20 protein-coding genes, 1 tRNA gene and 2 pseudogenes are annotated in these 22,461 nt (G+C 36.9%); 15 read left to right on the forward strand and 8 right to left on the reverse strand.

Annotated elements, in window-relative coordinates:
• Positions 1-106 precede the first annotated feature (106 nt).
• From ABXT71_RS06610 to ABXT71_RS06665, 12 genes are all read left to right on the forward strand, one after another.
• Complete coding sequence (locus ABXT71_RS06610; RefSeq protein ID WP_415370549.1) at positions 107-556, forward strand: GatB/YqeY domain-containing protein; 450 nt, start codon at positions 107-109, stop codon at positions 554-556.
• Between the two features lie 20 nt (positions 557-576).
• A tRNA-Arg gene (locus ABXT71_RS06615) sits at positions 577-650 on the forward strand.
• A 562-nt stretch (positions 651-1,212) separates the two neighbouring features.
• Positions 1,213-1,353: a hypothetical protein gene (locus ABXT71_RS06620; RefSeq protein WP_415370551.1), complete on the forward strand. Its 141-nt coding sequence runs from the start codon at positions 1,213-1,215 to the stop codon at positions 1,351-1,353.
• A 352-nt stretch (positions 1,354-1,705) separates the two neighbouring features.
• Positions 1,706-2,425 carry a Bax inhibitor-1 family protein gene (locus ABXT71_RS06625; protein ID WP_415370553.1) on the forward strand — a complete coding sequence of 240 codons (720 nt, stop codon included), beginning with the start codon at positions 1,706-1,708 and terminating at the stop codon, positions 2,423-2,425.
• 66 nt (positions 2,426-2,491) lie between these two features.
• Positions 2,492-3,334, forward strand: a complete 843-nt coding sequence (locus ABXT71_RS06630; protein ID WP_415370555.1) for a zinc-dependent peptidase — start codon at positions 2,492-2,494, stop codon at positions 3,332-3,334.
• Positions 3,335-3,620: 286 nt separating this feature from the next.
• Positions 3,621-5,804, forward strand: coding sequence for a glutamine synthetase III (locus ABXT71_RS06635; protein ID WP_415370556.1), 2,184 nt, complete (start codon positions 3,621-3,623; stop codon positions 5,802-5,804).
• A gap of 455 nt (positions 5,805-6,259) precedes the next feature.
• Positions 6,260-6,469, forward strand: coding sequence for a hypothetical protein (locus tag ABXT71_RS06640; RefSeq protein ID WP_415370557.1), 210 nt, complete (start codon positions 6,260-6,262; stop codon positions 6,467-6,469).
• Between the two features lie 319 nt (positions 6,470-6,788).
• Complete coding sequence (locus ABXT71_RS06645; protein ID WP_415370558.1) at positions 6,789-7,967, forward strand: AIR synthase related protein; 1,179 nt, start codon at positions 6,789-6,791, stop codon at positions 7,965-7,967.
• 443 nt (positions 7,968-8,410) lie between these two features.
• On the forward strand, positions 8,411-8,746 hold the full coding sequence (locus ABXT71_RS06650) for a hypothetical protein (protein ID WP_415370559.1): 336 nt from the start codon (positions 8,411-8,413) through the stop codon (positions 8,744-8,746).
• A gap of 143 nt (positions 8,747-8,889) precedes the next feature.
• Positions 8,890-9,966 carry a peptide chain release factor 1 gene (gene prfA / locus ABXT71_RS06655; RefSeq protein WP_415370560.1) on the forward strand — a complete coding sequence of 359 codons (1,077 nt, stop codon included), beginning with the start codon at positions 8,890-8,892 and terminating at the stop codon, positions 9,964-9,966.
• Between the two features lie 38 nt (positions 9,967-10,004).
• On the forward strand, positions 10,005-10,823 hold the full coding sequence (gene pyrF, locus ABXT71_RS06660) for an orotidine-5'-phosphate decarboxylase (RefSeq protein ID WP_415370561.1): 819 nt from the start codon (positions 10,005-10,007) through the stop codon (positions 10,821-10,823).
• Positions 10,813-11,583, forward strand: coding sequence for an ABC transporter substrate-binding protein (locus tag ABXT71_RS06665; RefSeq protein WP_415370562.1), 771 nt, complete (start codon positions 10,813-10,815; stop codon positions 11,581-11,583). The genes pyrF and ABXT71_RS06665 overlap by 11 nt, the downstream gene beginning before the upstream one ends.
• A 5-nt stretch (positions 11,584-11,588) precedes the next feature.
• On the opposite strand, the pseudogene ABXT71_RS06670 reads toward ABXT71_RS06665, so the two are convergent.
• The 3 genes and pseudogenes from ABXT71_RS06670 to ABXT71_RS06680 form a co-directional block, all read right to left on the reverse strand.
• A pseudogene (locus tag ABXT71_RS06670) lies at positions 11,589-11,729 on the reverse strand (hypothetical protein); the annotation flags it as partial.
• Between the two features lie 124 nt (positions 11,730-11,853).
• Positions 11,854-12,555: a DUF4197 domain-containing protein gene (locus ABXT71_RS06675; protein ID WP_415370563.1), complete on the reverse strand. Its 702-nt coding sequence runs from the start codon at positions 12,553-12,555 to the stop codon at positions 11,854-11,856.
• An 80-nt stretch (positions 12,556-12,635) separates the two neighbouring features.
• Complete coding sequence (locus ABXT71_RS06680; RefSeq protein ID WP_415370564.1) at positions 12,636-13,514, reverse strand: T9SS type A sorting domain-containing protein; 879 nt, start codon at positions 13,512-13,514, stop codon at positions 12,636-12,638.
• Positions 13,515-13,678: 164 nt separating this feature from the next.
• On the opposite strand from ABXT71_RS06680, the gene ABXT71_RS06685 reads away from it, so the two are divergent.
• On the forward strand, positions 13,679-17,104 hold the full coding sequence (locus tag ABXT71_RS06685) for a methylmalonyl-CoA mutase family protein (protein WP_415370565.1): 3,426 nt from the start codon (positions 13,679-13,681) through the stop codon (positions 17,102-17,104).
• 63 nt (positions 17,105-17,167) lie between these two features.
• Here ABXT71_RS06685 and ABXT71_RS06690 read toward each other — a convergent pair whose 3' ends face one another.
• Entirely contained in the window at positions 17,168-17,560 is a 393-nt protein-coding gene (locus ABXT71_RS06690; RefSeq protein WP_415370566.1) for a hypothetical protein, read from the reverse strand.
• A 129-nt stretch (positions 17,561-17,689) separates the two neighbouring features.
• Between ABXT71_RS06690 and ABXT71_RS06695 the strand changes: the two genes are divergently transcribed.
• Positions 17,690-18,139, forward strand: coding sequence for an Lrp/AsnC family transcriptional regulator (locus ABXT71_RS06695; RefSeq protein WP_415370567.1), 450 nt, complete (start codon positions 17,690-17,692; stop codon positions 18,137-18,139).
• 268 nt (positions 18,140-18,407) lie between these two features.
• On the opposite strand, the pseudogene ABXT71_RS06700 reads toward ABXT71_RS06695, so the two are convergent.
• Both ABXT71_RS06700 and ABXT71_RS06705 read right to left on the reverse strand, forming a co-directional pair.
• A pseudogene (locus ABXT71_RS06700) lies at positions 18,408-18,893 on the reverse strand (glutamine amidotransferase); the annotation flags it as partial.
• The gene (locus ABXT71_RS06705) at positions 18,893-20,116 is read right to left on the reverse strand and encodes an MFS transporter (RefSeq protein ID WP_415370568.1); all 1,224 of its coding nucleotides are present in this window, start codon (positions 20,114-20,116) and stop codon (positions 18,893-18,895) included. The gene ABXT71_RS06705 and the pseudogene ABXT71_RS06700, both read right to left, overlap by 1 nt.
• A 277-nt stretch (positions 20,117-20,393) precedes the next feature.
• Between ABXT71_RS06705 and ABXT71_RS06710 the strand changes: the two genes are divergently transcribed.
• Positions 20,394-20,999: a DUF1684 domain-containing protein gene (locus ABXT71_RS06710; RefSeq protein ID WP_415370569.1), complete on the forward strand. Its 606-nt coding sequence runs from the start codon at positions 20,394-20,396 to the stop codon at positions 20,997-20,999.
• Here ABXT71_RS06710 and crcB read toward each other — a convergent pair.
• Both crcB and ABXT71_RS06720 read right to left on the reverse strand, forming a co-directional pair.
• A complete protein-coding gene (gene crcB, locus ABXT71_RS06715; RefSeq protein WP_415370570.1) occupies positions 20,996-21,367 on the reverse strand; it encodes a fluoride efflux transporter CrcB in 372 nt (123 codons plus the stop codon). The genes ABXT71_RS06710 and crcB overlap by 4 nt on opposite strands.
• Positions 21,368-22,435, reverse strand: a complete 1,068-nt coding sequence (locus ABXT71_RS06720; protein ID WP_415370571.1) for an SRPBCC family protein — start codon at positions 22,433-22,435, stop codon at positions 21,368-21,370.
• Positions 22,436-22,461: the final 26 nt, after the last annotated feature.

A 22,461-nucleotide genomic window follows, 5' to 3' on the forward strand; every position in this document is an offset into this window, starting at 1 on the left:
ATTTCTGAAATATTAGTTTATCTGTTCCAATTGTTATCGAGATGCAATTTGTTTTTTGTAGTTCTATTATTGAGTATCTTCGCACATCAATAAAAACACAGTAATTATGAGTTTATCTGTACAGATTATGGACGCTATGAAAACGGCGATGAAGAGTAAGGATAGTATTGCATTACAGGCTTTACGATCTGTTAAAAGTGCCATTCTTATTGCGCAAACTGCAAGTGGAGCAAAGAAAGAACTTACAGAGGACGAAGAAATAAAAATATTACAGAAATTGGTCAAACAAAGAAAAGACAGTGCCACTATCTTTGCAGAACAGGGAAGAGCAGACCTTGCCGATCCAGAAATTTCAGAAGCTGCCGTTATTGAGCAGTTTTTACCAGAACAATTAAGTGATGAAGCGGTAACAAAAATGGTAGATGAAGCTATTGCTCAAACAGGAGCAAGCTCGATGGCAGATATGGGAAAAGTAATGGGAGTGGTAAATGGAAAAGCCGCAGGGAGAGCAGATGGAAAAACGATTAGTATAATAGTCAAGTCAAGACTAGTATAATAGTAATATAAATTAAAAATGGCTCAGTAGTTCAACTGGATAGAATATCAGATTTCGGCTCTGACGGTTGGAGGTTCGAATCCTCTCTGGGTCACGACACTAAATAACCACGTTCTCTTTAGAGCGTGGTTTTGTTTTTCTAAACTTGATTTAAAATGTACGATATGACCGTTGGTATTCGGGCTAGTGGTAAAAGCAATTTGATATTGTTCTATGGTATTGATTGTTTCACCATTTTGGAAAAAATGTTCTAATTTCCCTTTTAAACAATATAAAAATTTGAGTGGGTGAATCTCGTCCACCACAAACTTGAATTCCATGTCTTCTAAAATTGTACACTTGTACAAAATGAGTCCAAAACCTTTGTCAAAGCTAATCCCTTTAATATAGCCACCTCCTATATGTGATGGTAAATCTAGGTCGTATTCACCATAATTTTCTGGATAGGTAGTGGTGAACGCCTATGCAAAGTCTTTAATAACATAAACACGAGGCATAAATGTACATCTATTTTGCTCATTTATTTTGTTTGTAGAGTCTAGGACACAATTATACATCTTAGTTTTTTCCCAAATTTTCAATTCTTTGAATTTAAATTTATGAATAAAATATTAGAGATAGGCTGAAGAATCAATCATCTTGAGCATGGAAAATGAGTGGTCATAAATGTAGATGCTACAAACGATTGGGTTGCTTTTATTGACTCGGGATTAGAGACTTTAGAAGTAGGGTTTGATTTTAAGGTAATTGAATCAACACAACGGGAGGTTGATAGCGTGGTTTTTTATAATAAGTAAAAGTCACTGAAACCCATTCTCAAAAAAAAGGGATTGATGCAAGTGAGATTATACCTCTTGCAGATAGATGTAAAGGAGTGAAGCTTATTTTAAAACTAAAAGACGTCAGTCTTTCAGGTAAATAAATTCTCATTGAAATGTTCTGTCGTAAAATTGTTGCTCTGTAAATGCTAAAGAGTAATGGAACAAAAGATAAATAGCAGTAAAAAAATGGATGATCAAGACAAGTTAGATTTGCAATAATATATTACACGTTGTTATGGAAGTTTGACTATTTTTAACGTCTTATTTAAAGTGAAGGGGCAAGGCTTTAAGGGGGTGCTAGCACTAAATAATAATATAAAGCAATACTATGGATATAACGGATCAAAGCACGCAAATGCAACAGTCAACGCTTATTTTTGATTTAGCACAAGACAAGAAAGCTGCATTTTATAGAAAAACCTACACACATCTAGCATTGGCAGTGTTACTCTTTATTCTAGTCGAAATGGTCTTTTTTCAGATCCCTTTCCTTCTTAAGTTTGCATTATCCTTAACCCAAGGATGGTTATGGCTCGCTATGCTCGGTGGCTTTATGTTTGTTACTAACTATGCTGAGAAAATGGCACTTGGCACAAAAGATAAGAACAAGCAATATGTCGCTTTGCTCATATACGTGGCAGCAGAGGCGTTTATTTTTATTCCACTTGTCTTTATTGCAACTCAAATAGCTGGAGATGGTGGCTCAGGCATCTTAAGCCAAGCAGCTGTGATGACAATCGCATTATTTGCGGGTTTATCCGGAATTGTTTTGCTTACTAAAAAAGATTTTTCATTTCTAAAATCTATGTTGTCCATTGGCTTTTTTGTAGCTCTCGGTTTGATTGTCGCGGGAACTTTATTTGGTTTTAATTTAGGACTTTGGTTTAGCGCTGGGATGGTACTTCTAGCCTCAGGTTCTATTTTATACCAGACGTCAAATATGGTGCATAAATATGAAGAAGATCAATATGTTGCAGCATCACTAGGATTATTTGCTTCATTAATGCTTTTATTCTGGTACATCTTGAGTATTTTAAATAGAAGTTAAGGACACTAAAACCAGTAAAAGCACGTTGTAATGTAGGGTATTTCCTATATTGCCACGAACTTCTTTATGATTCAAATTTCAGCAATTATACCAGAAGACGCGTCTTCTTTAGTTGGGTATTACAGCTATTACGTCATTTTTATTATTATCCTGTACTTTTTGTTCCAGGTGTTTGAAAATTGGTATGCAGAGAAGTATCACCGTCCTTTATTCCGAAATATTCTAGTGTTTAGAACGCTATCTAATGAACAAAAAACGATCCTTGAGAGTCAATCTACTTTTTACAACACGCTTTCTCAAAAGCATAAAAAACAGTTTAGACATCGCGTTGCTACTTTTATAAATGACAAAAAATTCGTAGGTAGAGAAGGGGCAGAAATCACAATAGAGATGCAAACGCTTGTAGCAGCTATTGCTTGTATGCTTAGTTTTGGGCGTAAAAAGTATCTCTACGGAATTCTCGACACTGTGATTATTTTTCCGAAAGAATTTTACAGTGCCGTAAATGATGCCTATCATAAAGGGGAGTTTAATCCAAGAGGGAAGACCTTGGTCTTAAGCTGGAAACACTTTAAGGAAGGCTACCAGATAGGCAATGATAATTATAATTTAGGGCTGCACGAGTTTATGCACGCCATGCATCTAGAAGCTAAGGTGGGGATGGATCTTGACGCCTCCCGTTTCATGCATCACTTCCAGCTTATTATGCGGCAGTTAAGCGATGAAGAATTAAAGAAAACACTAGATAATACAAAGTTTTTTAGAGCCTATGCCTTTGCCAATCAATACGAGTTTATGGCGGTCCTTACAGAATACTTTTTTGAATCGCCAAAAGAGCTAAAGCAGCATTTTCCGGTGGTATATGATCATGTAAACAAGGCGCTTAATTTACAAGTGGCAGGATTTTAGATGGTAATAACGATTTCCTTCACCTATTCTTCGAGGTGCTGTGATGTTGATTTTTTTATTAAAGCTTGTTAAAACATTTCTTCTAGCTCATTCTAAACCCACAACCTAGCTAGGTGATAATCTACAGAAATCAGTTGCGTGTTTATTTTATTTCTGAAGTAAACGTGAAAAGATAGGGGTTAATAGCATAATTAACATAAATTTTAATAAATATAGATAAAAAAGAGGGGGGTGTGTGTCTAATAAATGTACTTTTGCCCTTTAATTTTAACAAAAAGCACATTTTATGTCCACATTGAGATTTCATGCCATTAAAGAAACATTCAATCGTCCAGTAATTGATGTACAAGAGCCAGCAAGACGTTCGGCTATTTTTGGTCAAAACGTTTTTAATGATGCAGCAATGCGTCAATATCTTACGAAAGACTCATTTCGTTGTATTCAGGATGCCGTACTAAACGGTAGCAAAATAGACCGTAATGTGGCAGATCATATTTCTACAGGAATGAAAGAATGGGCAATCTCTAAAGGTGCAACGCATTACACTCACTGGTTTCAGCCATTGACGGGTTCTACTGCAGAGAAGCATGATGCGTTTTTTGAAACAACAGAAGATGGGGCCATTGAAAAATTTGGTGGTGGACAGTTAGTACAACAAGAACCAGATGCATCTAGTTTTCCTAATGGGGGAATCAGAAATACCTTTGAAGCAAGAGGGTATACTGCTTGGGATCCTACTTCTCCAGCTTTCATCTACGGAACGACTTTGTGTATTCCTACGGTTTTTGTAGCGTATACAGGAGAGGCACTAGATAATAAAACACCGTTATTAAGAGCTTTGCAATCTATTGACAAAGCAGCGGTAGATGTTGCTAAGTATTTTGATAAGAACGTAACGAAAATCCACCCAACACTAGGATGGGAGCAAGAGTATTTCTTGATTGATAAAGCATTAGCAAAGTCGCGCCCAGATATTAATCTTACAGGACGTACTTTATTAGGACACGCTTCTGCAAAAGGACAGCAACTGGATGATCATTATTTTGGATCAATTCCGAAACGTGCTTTAGATTATATGCGAGACCTTGAAACGGAATGTATGCTTTTGGGTATTCCTGTTAAAACAAGACATAATGAAGTAGCACCTAATCAATTTGAATTAGCGCCTATTTTTGAAGAAACAAATCTTGCGGTAGATCACAACTCCTTATTAATGGATGTCATGACTAAAGTTGGAGACCGTCATAATTTTAAAGTCTTATTTCACGAAAAACCTTTTGCAGGTGTTAACGGAAGTGGAAAGCATAATAACTGGTCATTAGCAACTAACACGGGAATCAATTTATTAAGCCCTGGAAGTACACCAATGAAGAATCTTCAATTTTTAACCTTTTTCATCAACACGATTAAGGCAGTAAATGAATATGAAGAGTTATTGAGATCTGCTATTGCAGGAGCAAGTAACGATCACCGTCTAGGAGCAAACGAGGCTCCACCGGCTATTATCTCTGTTTTCATTGGGAGTCAGTTGACAAATGTGCTGGATGCACTTGAAAAAGTGAAGAACGGAAAATTGTCTCCAGAAGATAAGACAGATCTTAAGTTAAACGTAGTTGGGAAAATCCCTGAGATTTTACTAGATAATACAGATCGCAACCGTACGTCGCCATTTGCCTTTACTGGTAATAAGTTTGAGTTTAGAGCCGTGGGTTCTACAGCAAACTGTGCAAAGCCTATGACGGTGTTAAATGCAATTGTTGCAAAGCAGCTTATTGAATTTAAAGCACAAGTTGATAGTTTGATTAAAGATAAGAAGATGAAGAAAGATGATGCCATATTTAACGTCTTGAGAGAATACATCAAGGATTCAAAAAGAATTCGTTTTGAAGGGGATGGATATGGTGAAGCTTGGGAAAAGGAAGCAAAGAAACGCGGACTTAGTAATAACAAGAACACTCCAGAGGCCTTAAAGGAGCAGGTGTCTAAGAAGACTATTAAGTTGTATGAAGACCTTGGCATAATGAGCAAAGTAGAAATAGAAGCACGCCACGAGATTGAAGTAGAAGAGTATGCAATGCACATCCAGATTGAAGGGCGCGTATTAGGTGATATTGCAAGAAACCATGTTATACCTACCGCAATTCGCTATCAGAATATCTTAATTGAAAACGTACAGGGCCTTAAGGATATCTACGGAAAGAACTTCAAAAAGTTAGCGGGCGAGCAGATGCGATTAATTGAAGAAATTAGTGAACACATAGAAAGTATCAATAAGGATACCACGGCGATGATAGCTGCTCGTAAAAAAGCAAATCAAATTACCGATTCTGAAAAGCGTGCTTTTGAGTATTGCAATAAAGTGAAGCCATTTTTTGACGATATTAGATATCACTGTGATAAACTAGAATTATTAGTTGATGATGAAATCTGGCCATTAACTAAATATAGAGAATTATTATTCACAGTTTAGTGAGTTAATTTTTGAATACATTATTTTAAACCTTTCTTTAACGAGAAAGGTTTTTTTGGTTTAAGTCATTTAATTCGAATTTTAAATGTGTTGTAGAACTAGAAAATAATCTCCAAATTGGAATTTATTTAAGATAATACTCACGTTTTAGTTTAAATAAAAGAACCATATTTTCTTACCGCCGTATTTAGTTTGTTTATCCTTTTTTTTGTACTTATTATAAAGGCTATGTACTAAATTACTTCCGCTAAAAGCTTCCTCTTTTTTTTTATTAAAATTGCATTAATGTAATTTAGATATTTACATCAATAATGTAGTGCACAAATTACCTCCTCAATTTGTTCTGTGAAATTAAAACTCCCCACGATATTGCGAAATTCTCCTGTGTAATGTATACGTGCTTATGTATAGATTTAGACCAAAGAAATTGATTACAAACTTTAATAAATAACATTATGAAGAAAATTCTTTTTAGTGTTGCTGCGCTAATGATATGCGCTGTAACTTTCGGACAAGTAGCGGGTTCAAAACAAGCTGCAGCAGTAGCTCCCTTAGCTGGTGCGCCTGCAACTGTAAATGCAGGGGGTCATATCAAAATGGAACACCCACAAATTACAGGTGTGCCAAGCAGGTGCCAAGCAACTTGTATTTACAGACCAAAATGATGGTGGTGACTCAGGTGGCAACTTAGCAAGTGTTACTCAAACAGGAATGGTAAATGGCAGACACACCAGCAGGAGAAAATGAACTGGAAGCAAGATTTCCCCTGTCGACGGAGCCTTTGTATACACTAGAGTTGGTGACAATCAAAATGCTACTCTGGCTTTATGTGGTATAGAGTTAAGTGATAATAATCAAGAAAACTTATTATTTGCAGATTCGAGTATGCCAGATTGGGAGTAGTTCTCAATATTTCAACATTAATTAAGCTGACGAAGGTGGGCTTTTTTTATTATATGTATTTTTGCTTTGTAAATAAAGAACATGAGTCAAGATATTTCAAAAAGGTATGCCCAAAGAGGTGTTTCAGCAGGAAAAGAGGATGTGCATAACGCTATAAAAAACGTAGATAAAGGGCTTTTTCCTAAGGCTTTTTGCAAAATAGTGCCAGATTACTTAACAGGTGATCCTGATTATTGTCTTGTGATGCATGCTGATGGGGCTGGTACCAAGTCTTCGCTTGCTTATATGTACTGGAAAGAAACTGGAGATATATCTGTGTGGAAAGGAATTGCGCAAGATGCGTTAATAATGAATGTAGATGACTTATTGTGCGTAGGTGCAGTAGATAATATTACGCTTTCTTCTACGATAGGTCGAAATAAAAATGTGATCACTGGCGAAGTAATTTCTGCAATCATTAATGGTACAGAAGAGTTGCTTACAGATTTAGCCTCTTATGGTGTAAAGATCCATTCAACAGGTGGAGAGACGGCAGATGTGGGAGATTTAGTGCGCACAATCATTGTAGATAGTACCGTGACCGCAAGAATAAAACGAAGCGATGTTATCGATAATGGCAGGATACAGCCTGGAGATGTAATCGTTGGGTTGGCCTCTTTTGGTCAAGCTAATTATGAGAAAGAATATAACGGAGGTATGGGAAGCAATGGATTGACCTCTGCGCGTCACGATGTTTTCAATAAGTCATTGATACAGAAATATCCAGAAAGCTTTGATCATGCGGTGCCAGAAGATCTAGTGTATTCTGGATCTATGAATCTAACAGATCCTGTAAAGGGTTCGCCTCTTGATGCAGGCAAGCTAGTGTTGTCTCCTACGAGAACTTATGCACCAATAATAAAAGAGATCTTAAATAAATTCTCCAATAAAGACATTCACGGAATGGTGCATTGTAGCGGTGGTGCTCAGACTAAAATTCTTCACTTTGTTGAAAATTTGCATATTATAAAAGATAATCTTTTTGACCTTCCGCCACTATTTAAATTGATTCAAGGTGAAAGCGGTACAGACTGGAAAGAAATGTATCAAGTCTTTAACATGGGACACCGTATGGAAATTTATCTACCAGAGGCAATCGCGCAAGAGGTGATTGCAATTTCAGAATCTTATGGAGTCGCTGCGCAAATAGTAGGACGAGTAGAGAAGGCAGAAAAGAAGAAGCTTACTATAAAAAGTGAGTTTGGGACTTTCGAGTATTAGGTAGGGGAATTCTCACTATTTTGTCTATCTTGAAAGTCTAAATAAAAAAAGTGCGACTTCTCGATTCTAAAAAAAACTATGTATCATCCTTAATTTTAGTGGGTGCTTGCCTGTTTCTATTAGGATATTATTTTAAAAGAACAGATCAACTTGATTTCTATAGGATTACCCGTGGGATAACTTCTTTCTCGTTTCTTACATATGTTCTACTTATCCATAAAGGACGCTCCAGTAGCTTGATATCTTATTACCTCTTGCTATGTGGCATCATAGGATTATTTGGCTTGTGGTTTGAGCAGGCTAATTTTCGCATATTGATAATTGTCCTGAGCGCTATTTCCATTATCGTTCTCGCTGTATATTTAAGTCCGAAAATTAAAAAAAAACCACTTTCTCCTAGATTTTTAATACTGACTGGATTACTCACAGTTTTAAACGCTTTTTTGTTATACCACTTTATTGAGATGATTTTGGTGGACGAAGAAATGAAAGGTGTTTTTAGTGTAATGATACTATATGCTTTGTTAGTGGTATTTATAAGTCTTTTGGTACTCGTCTACAATAAAATAAAAAACTCCAGAGCGTCTATGGTTTTTACGATGAGCTGGTTTGCTCTTGTTGTTTCTGAAATATTAAGAGCAGCTGGATATTATGAAGTTGGTTTTGACGAAGTGCTAGTGCATACAGGACAGATTCTTTTTATAGTTTCAAACGCGCTCTTAGTGTATTATACGATAGTTAACGAATCTGAGAAACCTTCTATTGTAAAATATGTTTAATGTGTTTTTTATAATTTCTGAAATAGTCAAGGCGTTGGTATTTCCGGAGTAGAAACAATATTCCTCCTGTTCAAAATCTGATAATTTCATACTTAATTATTGTAGATTTGTACCCCGTTCAATAAAACCGAACACCTTCTAATATGTTAGAAAAACTTCAGATAGTAAAAAATAGATTTGATGAGGTGAGCGACCTAATCATCCAGCCAGATATTATAAGCGACCAGAAACAATATATTCAACTCACAAAAGAGTATAAAGATCTTAACGCCTTGATGAAAAAACGTGAGCAATATCTCACAGCAACAGAGCGAATCGAGGAGGCGGACGAAATTCTGGCAGACGGTAGCGATGCAGACATGGTAGATATGGCAAAAATGCAAATGGACGAAGCCAAATCTAAAATTGAAGTGCTTGAGGAAGAGATAAAAGTAATGCTCATCCCAAAAGATCCAGAAGATGCTAAGAACGCAGTTATGGAGATTAAGGCTGGAACAGGAGGAGATGAAGCGAGTATTTTCGCTGGAGACTTACACCGTATGTACACAAAATACTGTGAAAGTAAAGGGTGGAAAACAAGTGTAGTAGATTTTAGTGAAGGAACCAGTGGTGGTTATAAAGCAATCCAGATAGAAGTGGAAGGTGATGATGTATATGGTACTTTAAAATTTGAAGCTGGAGTGCATCGCGTTCAACGTGTACCTCAAACAGAAACGCAGGGTCGCGTGCACACAAGTGCCGCAACTGTAATGGTTTTTCCTGAGGCAGAAGAGTTTGATGTGCAAATAGAAGCAAAAGATGTTAGAATAGATTTTTTCTGTTCTTCTGGACCAGGTGGTCAATCTGTAAATACTACCTATTCTGCCGTGCGCTTAACACACGTTCCTTCAGGACTTGTGGCGCAATGTCAAGATCAGAAATCACAACATAAGAATAAAGAGAAAGCATTTAAGGTCCTTAGATCACGTTTATATGATTTAGAGCTTGCTAAAAAACAAGCAGAAGATGCATTGAAAAGGGGTTCACAGGTAACGAGTGGAGACCGTAGTGCAAAAATTAGAACCTATAATTATTCTCAAGGTCGAGTGACGGACCACCGTATTAATTTAACCTTATACGATTTGAGCAATATCATTGATGGAGATATCCAGAAAATAATTGACGAACTACAATTGGTGGATAACACAGAACGTCTTAAAGAATCTGGAGACGCCTTTTAATTTATAGATGCATAATACTTACTTCGGAAACTACTCTTATGACAACAAAAGACCTAGTCGCACAAATAGAAAAAAAGAAGTCCTTTCTTTGTATTGGACTGGATGTCGATGTAGCTAAAATACCAAAACATCTTTTAGAAGATGAAGACCCGATCTTTGCCTTTAATAAGGCAATTATAGATGCCACGCATCATCTTGCTGTGGCTTATAAGCCCAATACGGCCTTTTATGAAGCTTATGGTATAAAAGGGTGGAAATCCTTAGAGAAGACCATCAGGTACCTTAATAAAAACTTTCCAGAAATTTTTACCATTGCAGATGCAAAACGTGGTGACATTGGCAATACTTCAACAATGTATGCCAAGGCATTTTTTGAAGACCTTGCTTTCGATTCTGTAACCGTTGCGCCTTATATGGGTAAAGACTCCGTAGAACCTTTTTTAGCTTTTGAAGACAAGCACACGATTCTTTTAGCGCTCACATCAAATAAAGGAGCTTTTGATTTTCAGGTTAAAATTTCAGAAGGAAAAGAAATTTACAAAACGGTTCTTGAGACTTCAAAACAATGGACCAATAGCCATAATTTAATGTATGTCGTGGGTGCGACAAAAGCGGAATACTTGGCAGACATACGAAAGATTGTTCCTTCGAGTTTTTTGCTCGTACCAGGAGTAGGAGCGCAGGGAGGGAATCTTCAAGAGGTCTGCAAATACGGTATGACCGAGAATGTAGGTTTGTTAATCAATTCTTCGCGAGGTATCATTTATGCATCTCAAGAAGCGGATTATGCACAAGCCGCTGCAGTTGCTGCAGGCGAATTACAATTGCAAATGCTAGCAATTCTGCATGATCGTTAAAGATCAATTAAATAGAACCCTTACTTTTTCTGAAACGCCAAAACGCGTTATATCTTTAGTGCCATCTCAAACAGAGCTCTTGGTAGATTTGGGATTGATTGATAGCCTAGTGGGGGTCACTAAATTTTGCGTGCATCCATCAAATTTGCGAGAGTCAAAAGTAATCGTGGGTGGAACTAAAACAGTGCATCTTGATAAAATTGCTTCACTACACCCAGATTTAATAATCTGCAATAAAGAGGAGAACACAAAAGAGATCGTGGCCGCTTGTGAAAAGATAGCTCCAGTTTGGATCAGTGATATTAAAGATATCGCAGGTAACAATGAGATGATATTGCTGCTAGGAGATATATTTGATGCAAAAGTGAATGCGAAGAATTTAGTGAGTCAAATCGATAAGGCTCAAATTCAATTTAACATAGATATTGCTGGTAGACCCGCAAAAAGAGTTGCATATCTCATATGGAAGAACCCTTATATGGCTGTCGGTAAAAACACTTTTATAGATTATTTGTTAGGAGTCAATGGGTTTAAAAACATACTGCATTTTAAAGAAGGCCGATATCCCATTGTAGAACTTACGGATCTAGAAACTGCAGATGTGGTATTGCTAAGCAGTGAGCCTTATCCTTTTAAGGATAAAGACGCGCTAGAAATAAAAAATGCATTCGGTAAACCGGTGCATTTAGTAGATGGAGAATATTTTTCTTGGTATGGATCTAGATTGTTAAAGGCCTTTAGTTATTTTAAAAGCCTTTGAAGAGATTAGGTGCTTTGTAATTGGAAAATTTCATTAAAAATCTCTTGTGCTTTTTCCATTACTAAACCACTTTGCACCGCGTCATTTAAGGCTTTTTTGTATGATTTCCTAATAAGTTCTGAGTATTGACCTTTGAGGACTTCTTCTCTAGATTTTTTTTAAATAATAATGTCATACCAATGGTTGATTATTTCGCAAAGATAAATTGCATCATCATCATCATCATCAAGTATTAAGGAATCGTTAATACTTGTTAACTAAAGCCTAAATTTAATCTTGCAAAGCAAAAACCTGTTTTAGTAAGGTGGTGCTTCTTGAAGAGATCTTAGTTCTTATTTGTTTTTCTTCTACGCTTATCATTTTATAAACTCCAATTAAAGCTTGCTCTGTTACGTAGTCTGTCAAGTCTGGATTCACATTTGTAGTGAATGGGACTGCATTGTACTTGGTGATAATGTTTTCCCATATTTGGTCTGCACCTACTTTAGCAAAAGAATTTTTGATAACTGGATTAAACTGGTTGTATAGTGCTGTGTTCGTTTTAGACTCTAAATAACTGGTTGCTGCGTTGTCTGGGCCTAATAAAATATTTTTCGCATCATTAAAAGTTATTTCTTTTACTGCTCCAATAAATATAGGAGTGGCACCTTTTACCGCATCTTCTGCCGCTCTATTTAATGCTTTGATTCCTGAATCTGCTAGACTTCCTAGGCCAATACTTCGTAACGTATTATCTACTTTTTGAAGCTCTTCTGGAAGTAGTATTTTGACAAGTTGGTTTTTGTAGAATCCATCCTTTTGAGTGAGTTTTGTTACTTGCTTATCTATCCCTAAATCTAGTGCTTGTCTAAGACCGTTTCCTATGGTGGTTTGATCTAAGCCGCCGCTATTAGGCAGCGTATTAACAACCTGTTGCAGTTCTGCACAAGAAAATAATGAGAAGCAGCATATGGTAAGAAGTAGTTTTTTCATAATGTTTTATTTGATGAATTGTAAATATAAAAAAAGACCTCCCAAAAAGGGAGGTCTTTAAATTTTTATAGGGTATCCTATTACTTAAGAACTTTGATAGTCTTAGAAGCGTTACCAATAGTAACATTTACTAAGTAAGCTCCAGAAGAAAGTGCACTCATATCTACAGAAGGAGAAATAGCATCTGGATTAACAGATAATACTTGCTTTCCTAATACGTCATAGATAGTTACGTTATCAACAGCAATAGCAGACTTTATGTTTAAAGTATTTACTACTGGGTTAGGGAATACGCTAAAAACGTCTCCAGAAAAATCATCAGCGCCTAAAACACCTTCTGCAAAACGTACAGCATCTACATAATAGTTGTTAGTTGAATTGTCTGCATAAAAATCTGCACCACCAAAACCAGTTGCACTTGCACCTTTAGTTTGAACACCACCAGTTGAGCTATTCAATTTAAGCTCGTAAGTACTAGCGTCAACATCTAATTCTATAGAGAAGTCAAACCATTGATCTTCTGGGTAAACTAAATCAGTACTACCACCGTCATCAGACATAGTTCCAGCAACTAAAGTAATGTTTCCTGTGTAAAATTCTTGATTATCATTTGCATTAGGAGTTACATTACCTTGAATGTTAAAGTAACCTGTTGATCCAGCAGGAATATACATTTTCCAAGCTAATGACCAAACACCTGCAGTTTTTAATCCTCCAATGTCTAAAATTGCATCTTGTCCACCACCAACATTGTCAATAAATACAGATTTAGTACCATCAAAAGCTTGATCTTCAGAAATGATTACGTTTTCGTTACCAGTATTCTCCCCAGACCAAGTAGTCCATCTTGGAGTAAATAAAGGTCCCGTTGAGTACACTTCTAAATCATCTTCAAATTGTGCGTTTGCAGATAGGCCTAGTCCAAGAGCAAATACTGCTAATAAGTAAATTTTTTTCATAATATCTAATTTAAAAATTAAGTTTAATAATAACGCAATATACAAACAAAGGTGGCTTGCTTGCAAGTTTTTAACAAGAAATCAACATTTTGAGGATTGGGCTTTTATTAACGACTATCATTCGTAAAATGTTTAATTTTGTTTTACTAAAAAAAAGCAGTTTTATGCAACAAGCAACTCCATACATACCTAAGAATAAAGTAAGAATTGTAACCGCAGCGTCCTTATTTGATGGGCACGATGCAGCTATCAATATAATGCGCCGTATCATACAATCTACAGGTGTCGAGGTAATTCATTTAGGGCACGACCGTAGTGTTGAGGAGGTTGTGAATACTGCGATACAAGAAGATGCCAATGCGATAGCAATGACATCCTATCAAGGAGGACACAATGAGTACTTTAAATACATGTATGATTTATTGAAGGAAAGAGGCGCCGAGCATATCAAGATTTTTGGTGGTGGTGGTGGTGTAATTCTACCTTCAGAAATAAAAGAATTAATGGATTATGGAATTACAAGAATCTATTCTCCGGACGACGGAAGAGCGCTAGGGCTGCAAGGGATGATTAATGATTTAGTAAAAACTTCAGATTACCCTATTGGAGATTCACTAAATGGGGAGCTTAAGGAATTGGTAAATAAAAAGCCAGGTGCGATTGCTCGTATTATTTCCGCGGCAGAAAATTTTCCTGAGATTGCTTCGGAAACATTAAAAGCCATAGCAAAAAAGAATGAAACATTAAAAACTCCTGTTCTTGGAATCACAGGGACTGGTGGTTCAGGAAAATCATCTTTGGTTGATGAACTAGTAAGACGTTTTTTAATAGATTTCCCTGAGAAAACCATTGGGCTTATTTCCGTAGATCCTTCAAAACGAAAAACGGGTGGCGCTTTATTAGGAGATAGAATAAGGATGAATGCGATTAATTCTCCTCGCGTGTATATGCGATCACTCGCAACGCGCCAATCAAATCTTGCGCTTTCAAAATATGTTGCACAAGCGATTGATGTAATTAAAGCAGCAGAGTATGACCTTATTATATTAGAAACTTCTGGAATAGGGCAGAGTGATACGGAAATTATTGAACATAGTGACGTGTCCTTATACGTAATGACTCCAGAATTTGGTGCGGCAACTCAGTTAGAAAAAATTGATATGCTTGATTTTGCAGATTTAGTAGCTATCAACAAGTTTGACAAGCGTGGTTCTCTCGATGCCCTGCGCGATGTTAAAAAACAATATATGCGTAACCATCAATTATGGGAAACACATCAAGATGACTTACCTGTTTACGGAACAATAGCTTCACAGTTTAACGATCCGGGAATGAACAAGCTCTACAGCGCAATTATGGCTGAGCTTGAGTCAAAAACAGAAACCGATTTAAAATCTACTTTCGAGATTACGGATGAGATGAGCGAAAAGATTTTCGTAATTCCACCGGCAAGAACAAGGTATCTTTCTGAAATTTCAGAAACGAACAGGGCTTACGATAAAACTGCAAGCGAGCAATCTGAGGTGGCTCAAAAACTCTACGGAATCTTTAAAACAATAGAGTCTGTTACAGGTACAGTTCCTGAGCTTGATAAATCTGGACTTAATGATGATGCTTTTAAAATTTCAGAAGAAAATAAGGACCTTGTTAAGTTACTTAATGCCGAGTTTGATCGCGTAAAATTAAACCTTGACCCTTATAATTGGGAAGTAATAGCTGGTTGGGATGAAAAAGTAAATAAGTATAAGAATCCTGTTTACACCTTTAAAGTACGTGACAAGGAAATCAATATTGACACTTACACAGAGAGTTTATCACACAGCAAGATTCCTAAAGTTGCCTTGCCTAAATACCAAGCATGGGGAGATATATTACGATGGACTTTGCAAGAAAATGTTCCTGGGGAATTCCCTTATACTTCAGGATTGTATCCATTTAAAAGAACAGGGGAAGATCCTACAAGAATGTTTGCAGGAGAAGGCGGGCCAGAACGCACAAACAGGCGTTTTCACTATGTGAGTATGGGATTGCCAGCAAAGCGTTTATCAACGGCTTTTGATAGTGTAACACTCTACGGAAACGATCCTAATCATCGCCCAGACATCTATGGAAAGATAGGGAATGCTGGGGTTTCAATTTGCTGTCTTGATGATGCAAAAAAATTATACAGTGGCTTTGATCTCAGTCATCCTATGACCTCTGTGTCTATGACTATAAATGGGCCAGCGCCTATGTTATTAGGCTTTTTCATGAATGCCGCCATTGATCAAAATTGTGAGAAATATATTCGTGAAAATGAAATCGAAAATGAAATCGAAACCAAAATCACGGCTATTTATAAAGAGCGGGGTGTTGATAGACCTACCTATCAAGGTGAGTTGCCAGAAGGGAATGACGGTCTTGGGTTGATGCTTTTGGGCGTGACGGGAGATTTGGTTTTGTCAAAGGAGGTCTACTTTAAGATTAAGGCAGATACCTTAATGCAAGTGCGTGGAACCGTTCAGGCAGATATTTTAAAGGAAGATCAAGCACAGAACACCTGTATTTTTTCTACTGAATTTGCACTTCGCCTAATGGGTGATGTTCAGCAATATTTTATTGAAAAACAAGTGCGTAATTTCTACTCTGTTTCAATAAGTGGATACCATATCGCAGAAGCTGGAGCAAACCCAATTACACAATTAGCATTTACGCTTTCTAATGGTTTCACCTATGTCGAGTATTACTTAAGCCGTGGAATGGACATTAATAAGTTTGGACCTAATTTATCGTTCTTCTTTAGTAATGGTATTGATCCAGAATATTCTGTGATAGGCCGTGTGGCACGTAAAATTTGGTCGAAGGCGATGAAGCATAAGTATAAAGCAAATTCTAGAGCACAGATGTTGAAGTATCACATCCAGACCTCGGGAAGATCTTTGCATGCACAGGAGATTGACTTTAATGATATACGTACCTCGCTTCAAGCGCTGTATGCCATCTATGATAATTGTAATTCATTACACACAAATGCGTATGACGAGGCGATTACTACGCCTACGGAAGAAAGTGTGCGTCGCGCAATGGCAATCCAGTTGATTATTAATAAGGAGTTAGGGTTAGCTAAAAACGAAAACCCAATTCAAGGATCATTTATCATTGAAGAATTAACAGACCTTGTAGAAGAGGCTGTGTTGTTAGAATTTGACAGAATTACAGAAAGAGGGGGTGTTCTCGGTGCGATGGAGACTATGTACCAGCGCAGCAAGATTCAAGAAGAAAGTCTTTATTATGAGACGCTGAAACATACGGGAGAATTTCCTATAATAGGTGTGAATACCTTCTTGAGTAGCAAAGGGTCTCCTACGGTACAGCCGGCAGAGGTTATACGAGCTACGGAAAAAGAGAAGATGTTTCAAATAGAAACGCTTGATAATCTGCATAAGGCTTTTGGCGATAAGGCAAATGAGAGCATAAAAAAAGTACAGCAAGCAGCGATCAGTAATGAAAATATGTTTGAGCAATTAATGGAAGCTACTAAGGTGTGTTCTTTAGGGCAAATCACAGCAAAACTTTTTGAAGTGGGAGGACAGTATAGACGAAATATGTAAAAGACATAGACCAAAAAAAAAGCTACTTGATTTTCAAGTAGCTTTTTTTTTGGTCTATGTCTTTTACAAAGTCAACAACCAATTGCGTTGTAGTTTCTTAAATTTTTTGAGTTCTATTCTTAGGACCTTGATAAACTCTTTACCATTAGAATTACAGCGTTCTAAACGATCGCAGTTTTTGTCTAATAAATTTGTGAGATTACGCACAGAAGCTGCGTAACGATGTTTGTCTTCAGAGAAAACTTGGTGTTCTGCTTTTAGTATACCAGGAGCTAAAGAAACAGATTGTTGTACAATGTCTCCAGTGAAGTAGATATTTGAATCTTCTTTTCCGTGAATGCATAAGGCGTTTAGGTCATCCATCATGTAGTTTGATATATTGCGAGAAATCGCAAAAATATCTAAGGCTTTATTATACAGCGGAGAAGAAAAATTATATGGAATATTGGTATTCAAATTTTTAGGGCAATCCTTTTGTAGATATATCCCAAATTTAGTGAGAATCACAGAAGAATATTTTTAAATAGTATAGTAAAGTTGTATTTTAGCTTTAGATATTAAAGATTATTTTAAAAATACTTTAAAATGAATATAGACGTCATTAATTGGAGAATATTAAAGCATTTACAAGAGAATGCCAGGAGCACTAATACCTATATAGGGAGACAAGTGGGGATTACATCTCCTGCTGTAGCTGAGCGCATACGAAAAATGGAAGACGCGGGTTTTATTAGTGGGTACAAAGCAGAATTATCGCCGTTAAAACTAGGGTTTCAGTTTAAGGCAATTATAACCTTGCGCGCTTTTATGGGGAGGCTCAAGCCTTTTTTAGAAATAGTAAAAACTTATGATGAGGTTTTAAATTGTTACAGGATTACGGGAAATGAAAATATAGTAATGGAAGTGGTGTTGGTAGATCAAAAACATCTCGAAAAATTTATTGATCAATTAATATCCTACGGAGAAACAAAAACGCAAATTGTACTCTCTGATGTAGTTGCCAATAATGTCATAAAAAGACCTATAAAAAGTTAAAGTACAACATACCTGTGGTGTATCTCTAAATTATCAAACAGATACCTCTTGAAAACTATAATCACAATTCTTAATTATTACTGATATTACCTTGGTACTATGAAATACGGGACTTGCCTCCCCTAGTGATACTGGAATTCGATTTGTTTATTTGTCTTGTCTCTAGAATCTGCATTATTACTTTCTTTTTTAGACGCGGTGCTAGTCTCTAAGCGTATGAAAAAAATTCGCGTTAAGGAGTCTCGCAAAGACTTGCGAGAATAAGTTATTACTCAATAATACTATGTGGGACTTCTTCAAGGTTCCAGTCTATAACAAGGCCGTCCGCCAAGGATTGGGCTATTTTCTTGCCGTATAAACACTCGGTAAGATATAGCGCAGCTTCAAAACTTTTAGCTCCTCCAGCAGAAGTAATAAATAGCGCTTCTTTATCAACCTTAGGGATGAAGTCTAGCATCACAGTGTCTTCAAGATCTGAGTCTAGATGATGCTCTGCACTTGGCACAACTAATATGTCAATCGTTGGTAAGTTGTCGGTAACATAATCATAGTCTGGTAGAATTCGCATTCCTTCAAAAGTATGTGCCGCGTTTTCGGTGTTTGCTAAGGTAAATACATTCATTGCCTTTATGCTATCTCTAAAGATGGTGTGTTGAAAAATATCAAAAGGTGCTGTAAGTTCAGTGTTAAAAACGCCATCCATAATAAGAAGACCTGCATTGTAGCACGTTTTATCTAGTTCTGAGAAGACTTTTAATGAGTATCAAATTTAGTTGATTTTTTTAGCACATAGTATAACCATAGGGTCAATCCAGAAACGAAAATCATAAATGCGAACATAATATACCATGTTGTATCAAAGCCATAAGTATTAGCTAGATTCATCCCGCCGTTATGGCCAACCATATGTGAGATTGAAAAGCTCATAGAAAACAAGGCCATATAGCTGCCTTTTCTACCGTTTGGTGCCATTTCTAAGGCAAGCGCACTTGCAAAAGGCGATGCGATCATCTCACCTATAGTCATGAGTACCATCCCTGCAACAAGAATCCAGATTCCTGAGGTAAGGTTTACCACAAGGAAGCTTACGCCTAGAAATGCGCCACCCCAAAAAACAGCCATCGTTTTAGATATATTAATTTTTTCTAACCAAGCTACTAGCGGCATTTCAAAAACAACAATGATCGCACCGTTTGTAAACATGAGCCATCCTATTAAGTCTGGTGTTAATAGATAATCTGCCTCCCAATAAAGTGGCATTACACTAAAGTATTGGACAAACGTGATGCTGCTCAACACCATTATGACAAATAGTAATAGGTAATATGGATTTCTATAAGGGGAGCGCCCCTCAACAATATCTGGTGCTTTGACCGTGTCTTTAGAAACAGCTTTCGGTTTTAATAAAATAAATAAGCCAATCCCGGCTATCATACATGTCAAGCCGTCAATCCAGAACAACGAGCTGTAATTAATATGCGCAATGATAAGTCCACCTAGTAAAGGGCCTATTGAGAATCCCAGATTTATGGCTAATCTTAATAATGCAATACTTCTAGTTTTGTTTTCAGGCTTACTATAAACGTCAATCGCGACAAAAACGGCAGGGCGGTAAGAATCTGCAATAAAAATAAGAAGAAACATTCCTATGGCAGTCATTAAATACCCACTTATAAACTGAAATAATATAAAACCAATCCCGCCTAAAAATAGGCTTGCTACAATCACTTTATAAAACCCTATGGTGTCTGTGAGCCTTCCGCCAGAGAGTGTTCCTAAAAAGGAGCCTACCCCATAACAGGTCATAATAATTCCAACTTCTGGCAGGGTATACCCTTGATCATTTACAAGGTATAGGGATAAAAAAGGTAACACCATAGCGCCTGCACGGTTAATAAAAGTAACAAATGAAAGCAGCCAGATCTCCTTTGATAGCCCTTTAAAGTTACTGGTGTATGTGTTTACTAATTTTTTCATGTTTACTGCCCGAGCATTCGGGTATCATTTGAAAATAGAGCGTCCCGTTATGAAACGGGACGCTTTGTAATTGAATTATCTTATATGATGATCACAATACCCAGAACGCCCCAAAATACTTGGTCTGTATGCGGTTTGTATACCTAGATATGGTAATGTTCTTGTTCAAAATGTGTTTTAAATCCATCTCAAAACTACTATATTTCTCTGATTAACGGTTTCTTTTCTGTTTTTTTCTGAAAGGTTAATGAAGTATCTTTCGCTAAAATATGATATTATGAGATTCCTTTTTGTCCTATGTTTTTGCTTCGGAAATATGTTGTTTGCTCAAACTCCTGCCGAGTTGATTATCGAAATAGAAGCCTATCGTGCAAAAGAAAACAAGAAATTTGCGACTACCGAAACTACCATCTTAACAGAAAAAGATTTTGCAGATTTTGAACACCTAGATTTTTATCCTGTTGATTTAAAGTATCGAGTAGAAGCAAGATTTGTTAGAACTCCCAATGAGACACCTTTCTTAATGCCAACTACAACAGATAGGAAGCCAGAATATGTAAAATATGGGGAGGCACATTTTAGTGTTGACGGTCATACCCTAAAGTTGAATTTATATAAAAACACTACTCCTTATGACGATCCAGAATTGAAGGACTATTTGTTTTTACCTTTTACAGATTGGACAAGTGGAGATGGTAGTTATGGCGGTGGCCGTTTTTTAGATGCATATATTCCGGAGGGAGATATTATACTTCTAGATTTTAATAAAGCGTATAATCCGTATTGCGCATACAACAGCGGTTATTCATGTCCTATTCCGCCAAAAGAAAATGACTTAGATGTAAGAATTGAAGCAGGCGTAAAAGATTATGCCGAGCATTAGCATATTTTGGCAATCCAGATTCCTGTAAAAACAGCTGCAAGTCCCAGCAAAATGCTGCCCAATGTATATATGATAAATGTCTGGTAATCTCCAGCCTTAAGGAACATCACGTTTTCATAAGAAAAAGCAGAAAATGTAGTAAAACCTCCACAGATTCCTGTGGCAATAAAAAGCGCTGTGTTACTTGAAGGTGAATGGTGCTTAAGCGCAAACCCGAGAATAATCCCTATAATAAGACTCCCTATTATATTTACAATAAAAGTGCCATAAGGAAATCCTGGTGGTGCGCTGTTTAAAGTACGCGAAACGAGATACCGTAAAGCGCTACCTATTCCTCCTCCAAGAAAAACAAGAAGTAGTGATTTCATTTAAAAGATTGCAGGAGCAACTGGTTTAATGATAGGGATGTACACTTCTGTAATCCATGCAGCTGGGTTAGGTACTTCTTCTAGATTTGTTAGATACACCTCAAACATTTTTGCGCTTAGGTGTGGCTTGTATCCATTTTCTATTAGGTACTGTTGTCCTTGCATATAGGTTTCAGGTAAATTTTTATAGTCTCCTTTTAGTGTCAGCTTTACTGCCGTTACTGGTGCCATATATGAGTTTAATACAGGGCTGCCCGCTGGCGTATTTATTTTTTCTTTTACAGGGATTGCCGCGGAAAATATTACACTATTTTCTGTTGTATTCACTATGTTGTATATAGTAAAGGGGGCTCCTGCCATCTGTATATTTTGTTGTTGCATAAAGCTCATTACTTGCCCCATCAATGGTCCCATCTTTAATCCCACTTCTTCTATTTTCGCAGCTGTAGTATTGTACATATAGTAGCCACCACCGTATTCTGAGATTCCATCTGTATTGATGCTGTAGACTTGCATTTCTTTTGCCACTACAGTATCTAAACTCGCTAACCCTTTTTGAAACATCGCGCTAATTCCTGCTTCTAGATCATCATCGGAAAATGCCATAAATACTTTTTCTAATAAGGATTGCTCGCCTTTCATCTTCCCGGTTACCTTCGTTTTTGCAGGATTTTCTGTAGATTCAAAATTCCAGCTTACGTCGCTTTTAGATTCACCTATTGGGGTGTTGAATGTTATGGTCTGTTCTATTTTTTTGTTGGGTACTACTTTTATGGTGGTCATACTACCGTCGCCCACTTCCATATCATCACTAGTCCAAGAATATGATCCTCCTTCGCCAGAAGTTTTTTCAGCATACGTGATCTTAATGTCTGGATCTTTGGCCATCCAAGGCCCCCAAGTTTGCCAGTTTTTAAAATCATTTACGTTCGTGAATATTAAGGAAGCTGGCGCATTCATTAGTTTAGACTCGGCAACAGCGTAACTTCCATCTTGTGTCCCAAAGTAGGTGGCGCCGCCTATCACAACTATAAGGATGAGGAAGAATAGGTATTTTAATAATTTCATATTTTGGGATGAATTAGTTTGTTGGT

This window comes from Patiriisocius sp. Uisw_047, from assembly GCF_047730165.1.
Lineage (GTDB): Bacteria > Bacteroidota > Bacteroidia > Flavobacteriales > Flavobacteriaceae > Patiriisocius.

Bases quoted from the DNA above. Each gene is read 5' to 3' on its own strand.
- ABXT71_RS06610 (WP_415370549.1), top strand. From the start codon at position 107: ATGAGTTTATCTGTACAGATTATGGACGCTATGAAAACGGCGATGAAG.
- ABXT71_RS06625 (WP_415370553.1), top strand. From the start codon at position 1,706: ATGGATATAACGGATCAAAGCACGCAAATGCAACAGTCAACGCTTATT.
- ABXT71_RS06630 (WP_415370555.1), top strand. From the start codon at position 2,492: ATGATTCAAATTTCAGCAATTATACCAGAAGACGCGTCTTCTTTAGTT.
- ABXT71_RS06635 (WP_415370556.1), top strand. From the start codon at position 3,621: ATGTCCACATTGAGATTTCATGCCATTAAAGAAACATTCAATCGTCCA.
- ABXT71_RS06640 (WP_415370557.1), top strand. From the start codon at position 6,260: ATGAAGAAAATTCTTTTTAGTGTTGCTGCGCTAATGATATGCGCTGTA.
- ABXT71_RS06645 (WP_415370558.1), top strand. From the start codon at position 6,789: ATGAGTCAAGATATTTCAAAAAGGTATGCCCAAAGAGGTGTTTCAGCA.
- prfA (WP_415370560.1), top strand. From the start codon at position 8,890: ATGTTAGAAAAACTTCAGATAGTAAAAAATAGATTTGATGAGGTGAGC.
- pyrF (WP_415370561.1), top strand. From the start codon at position 10,005: ATGACAACAAAAGACCTAGTCGCACAAATAGAAAAAAAGAAGTCCTTT.
- ABXT71_RS06665 (WP_415370562.1), top strand. From the start codon at position 10,813: ATGATCGTTAAAGATCAATTAAATAGAACCCTTACTTTTTCTGAAACG.
- ABXT71_RS06675 (WP_415370563.1), bottom strand. From the start codon at position 12,555: ATGAAAAAACTACTTCTTACCATATGCTGCTTCTCATTATTTTCTTGT.
- ABXT71_RS06680 (WP_415370564.1), bottom strand. From the start codon at position 13,514: ATGAAAAAAATTTACTTATTAGCAGTATTTGCTCTTGGACTAGGCCTA.
- ABXT71_RS06685 (WP_415370565.1), top strand. From the start codon at position 13,679: ATGCAACAAGCAACTCCATACATACCTAAGAATAAAGTAAGAATTGTA.
- ABXT71_RS06695 (WP_415370567.1), top strand. From the start codon at position 17,690: ATGAATATAGACGTCATTAATTGGAGAATATTAAAGCATTTACAAGAG.
- ABXT71_RS06705 (WP_415370568.1), bottom strand. From the start codon at position 20,116: ATGAAAAAATTAGTAAACACATACACCAGTAACTTTAAAGGGCTATCA.
- ABXT71_RS06710 (WP_415370569.1), top strand. From the start codon at position 20,394: ATGAGATTCCTTTTTGTCCTATGTTTTTGCTTCGGAAATATGTTGTTT.
- crcB (WP_415370570.1), bottom strand. From the start codon at position 21,367: ATGAAATCACTACTTCTTGTTTTTCTTGGAGGAGGAATAGGTAGCGCT.
- ABXT71_RS06720 (WP_415370571.1), bottom strand. From the start codon at position 22,435: ATGAAATTATTAAAATACCTATTCTTCCTCATCCTTATAGTTGTGATA.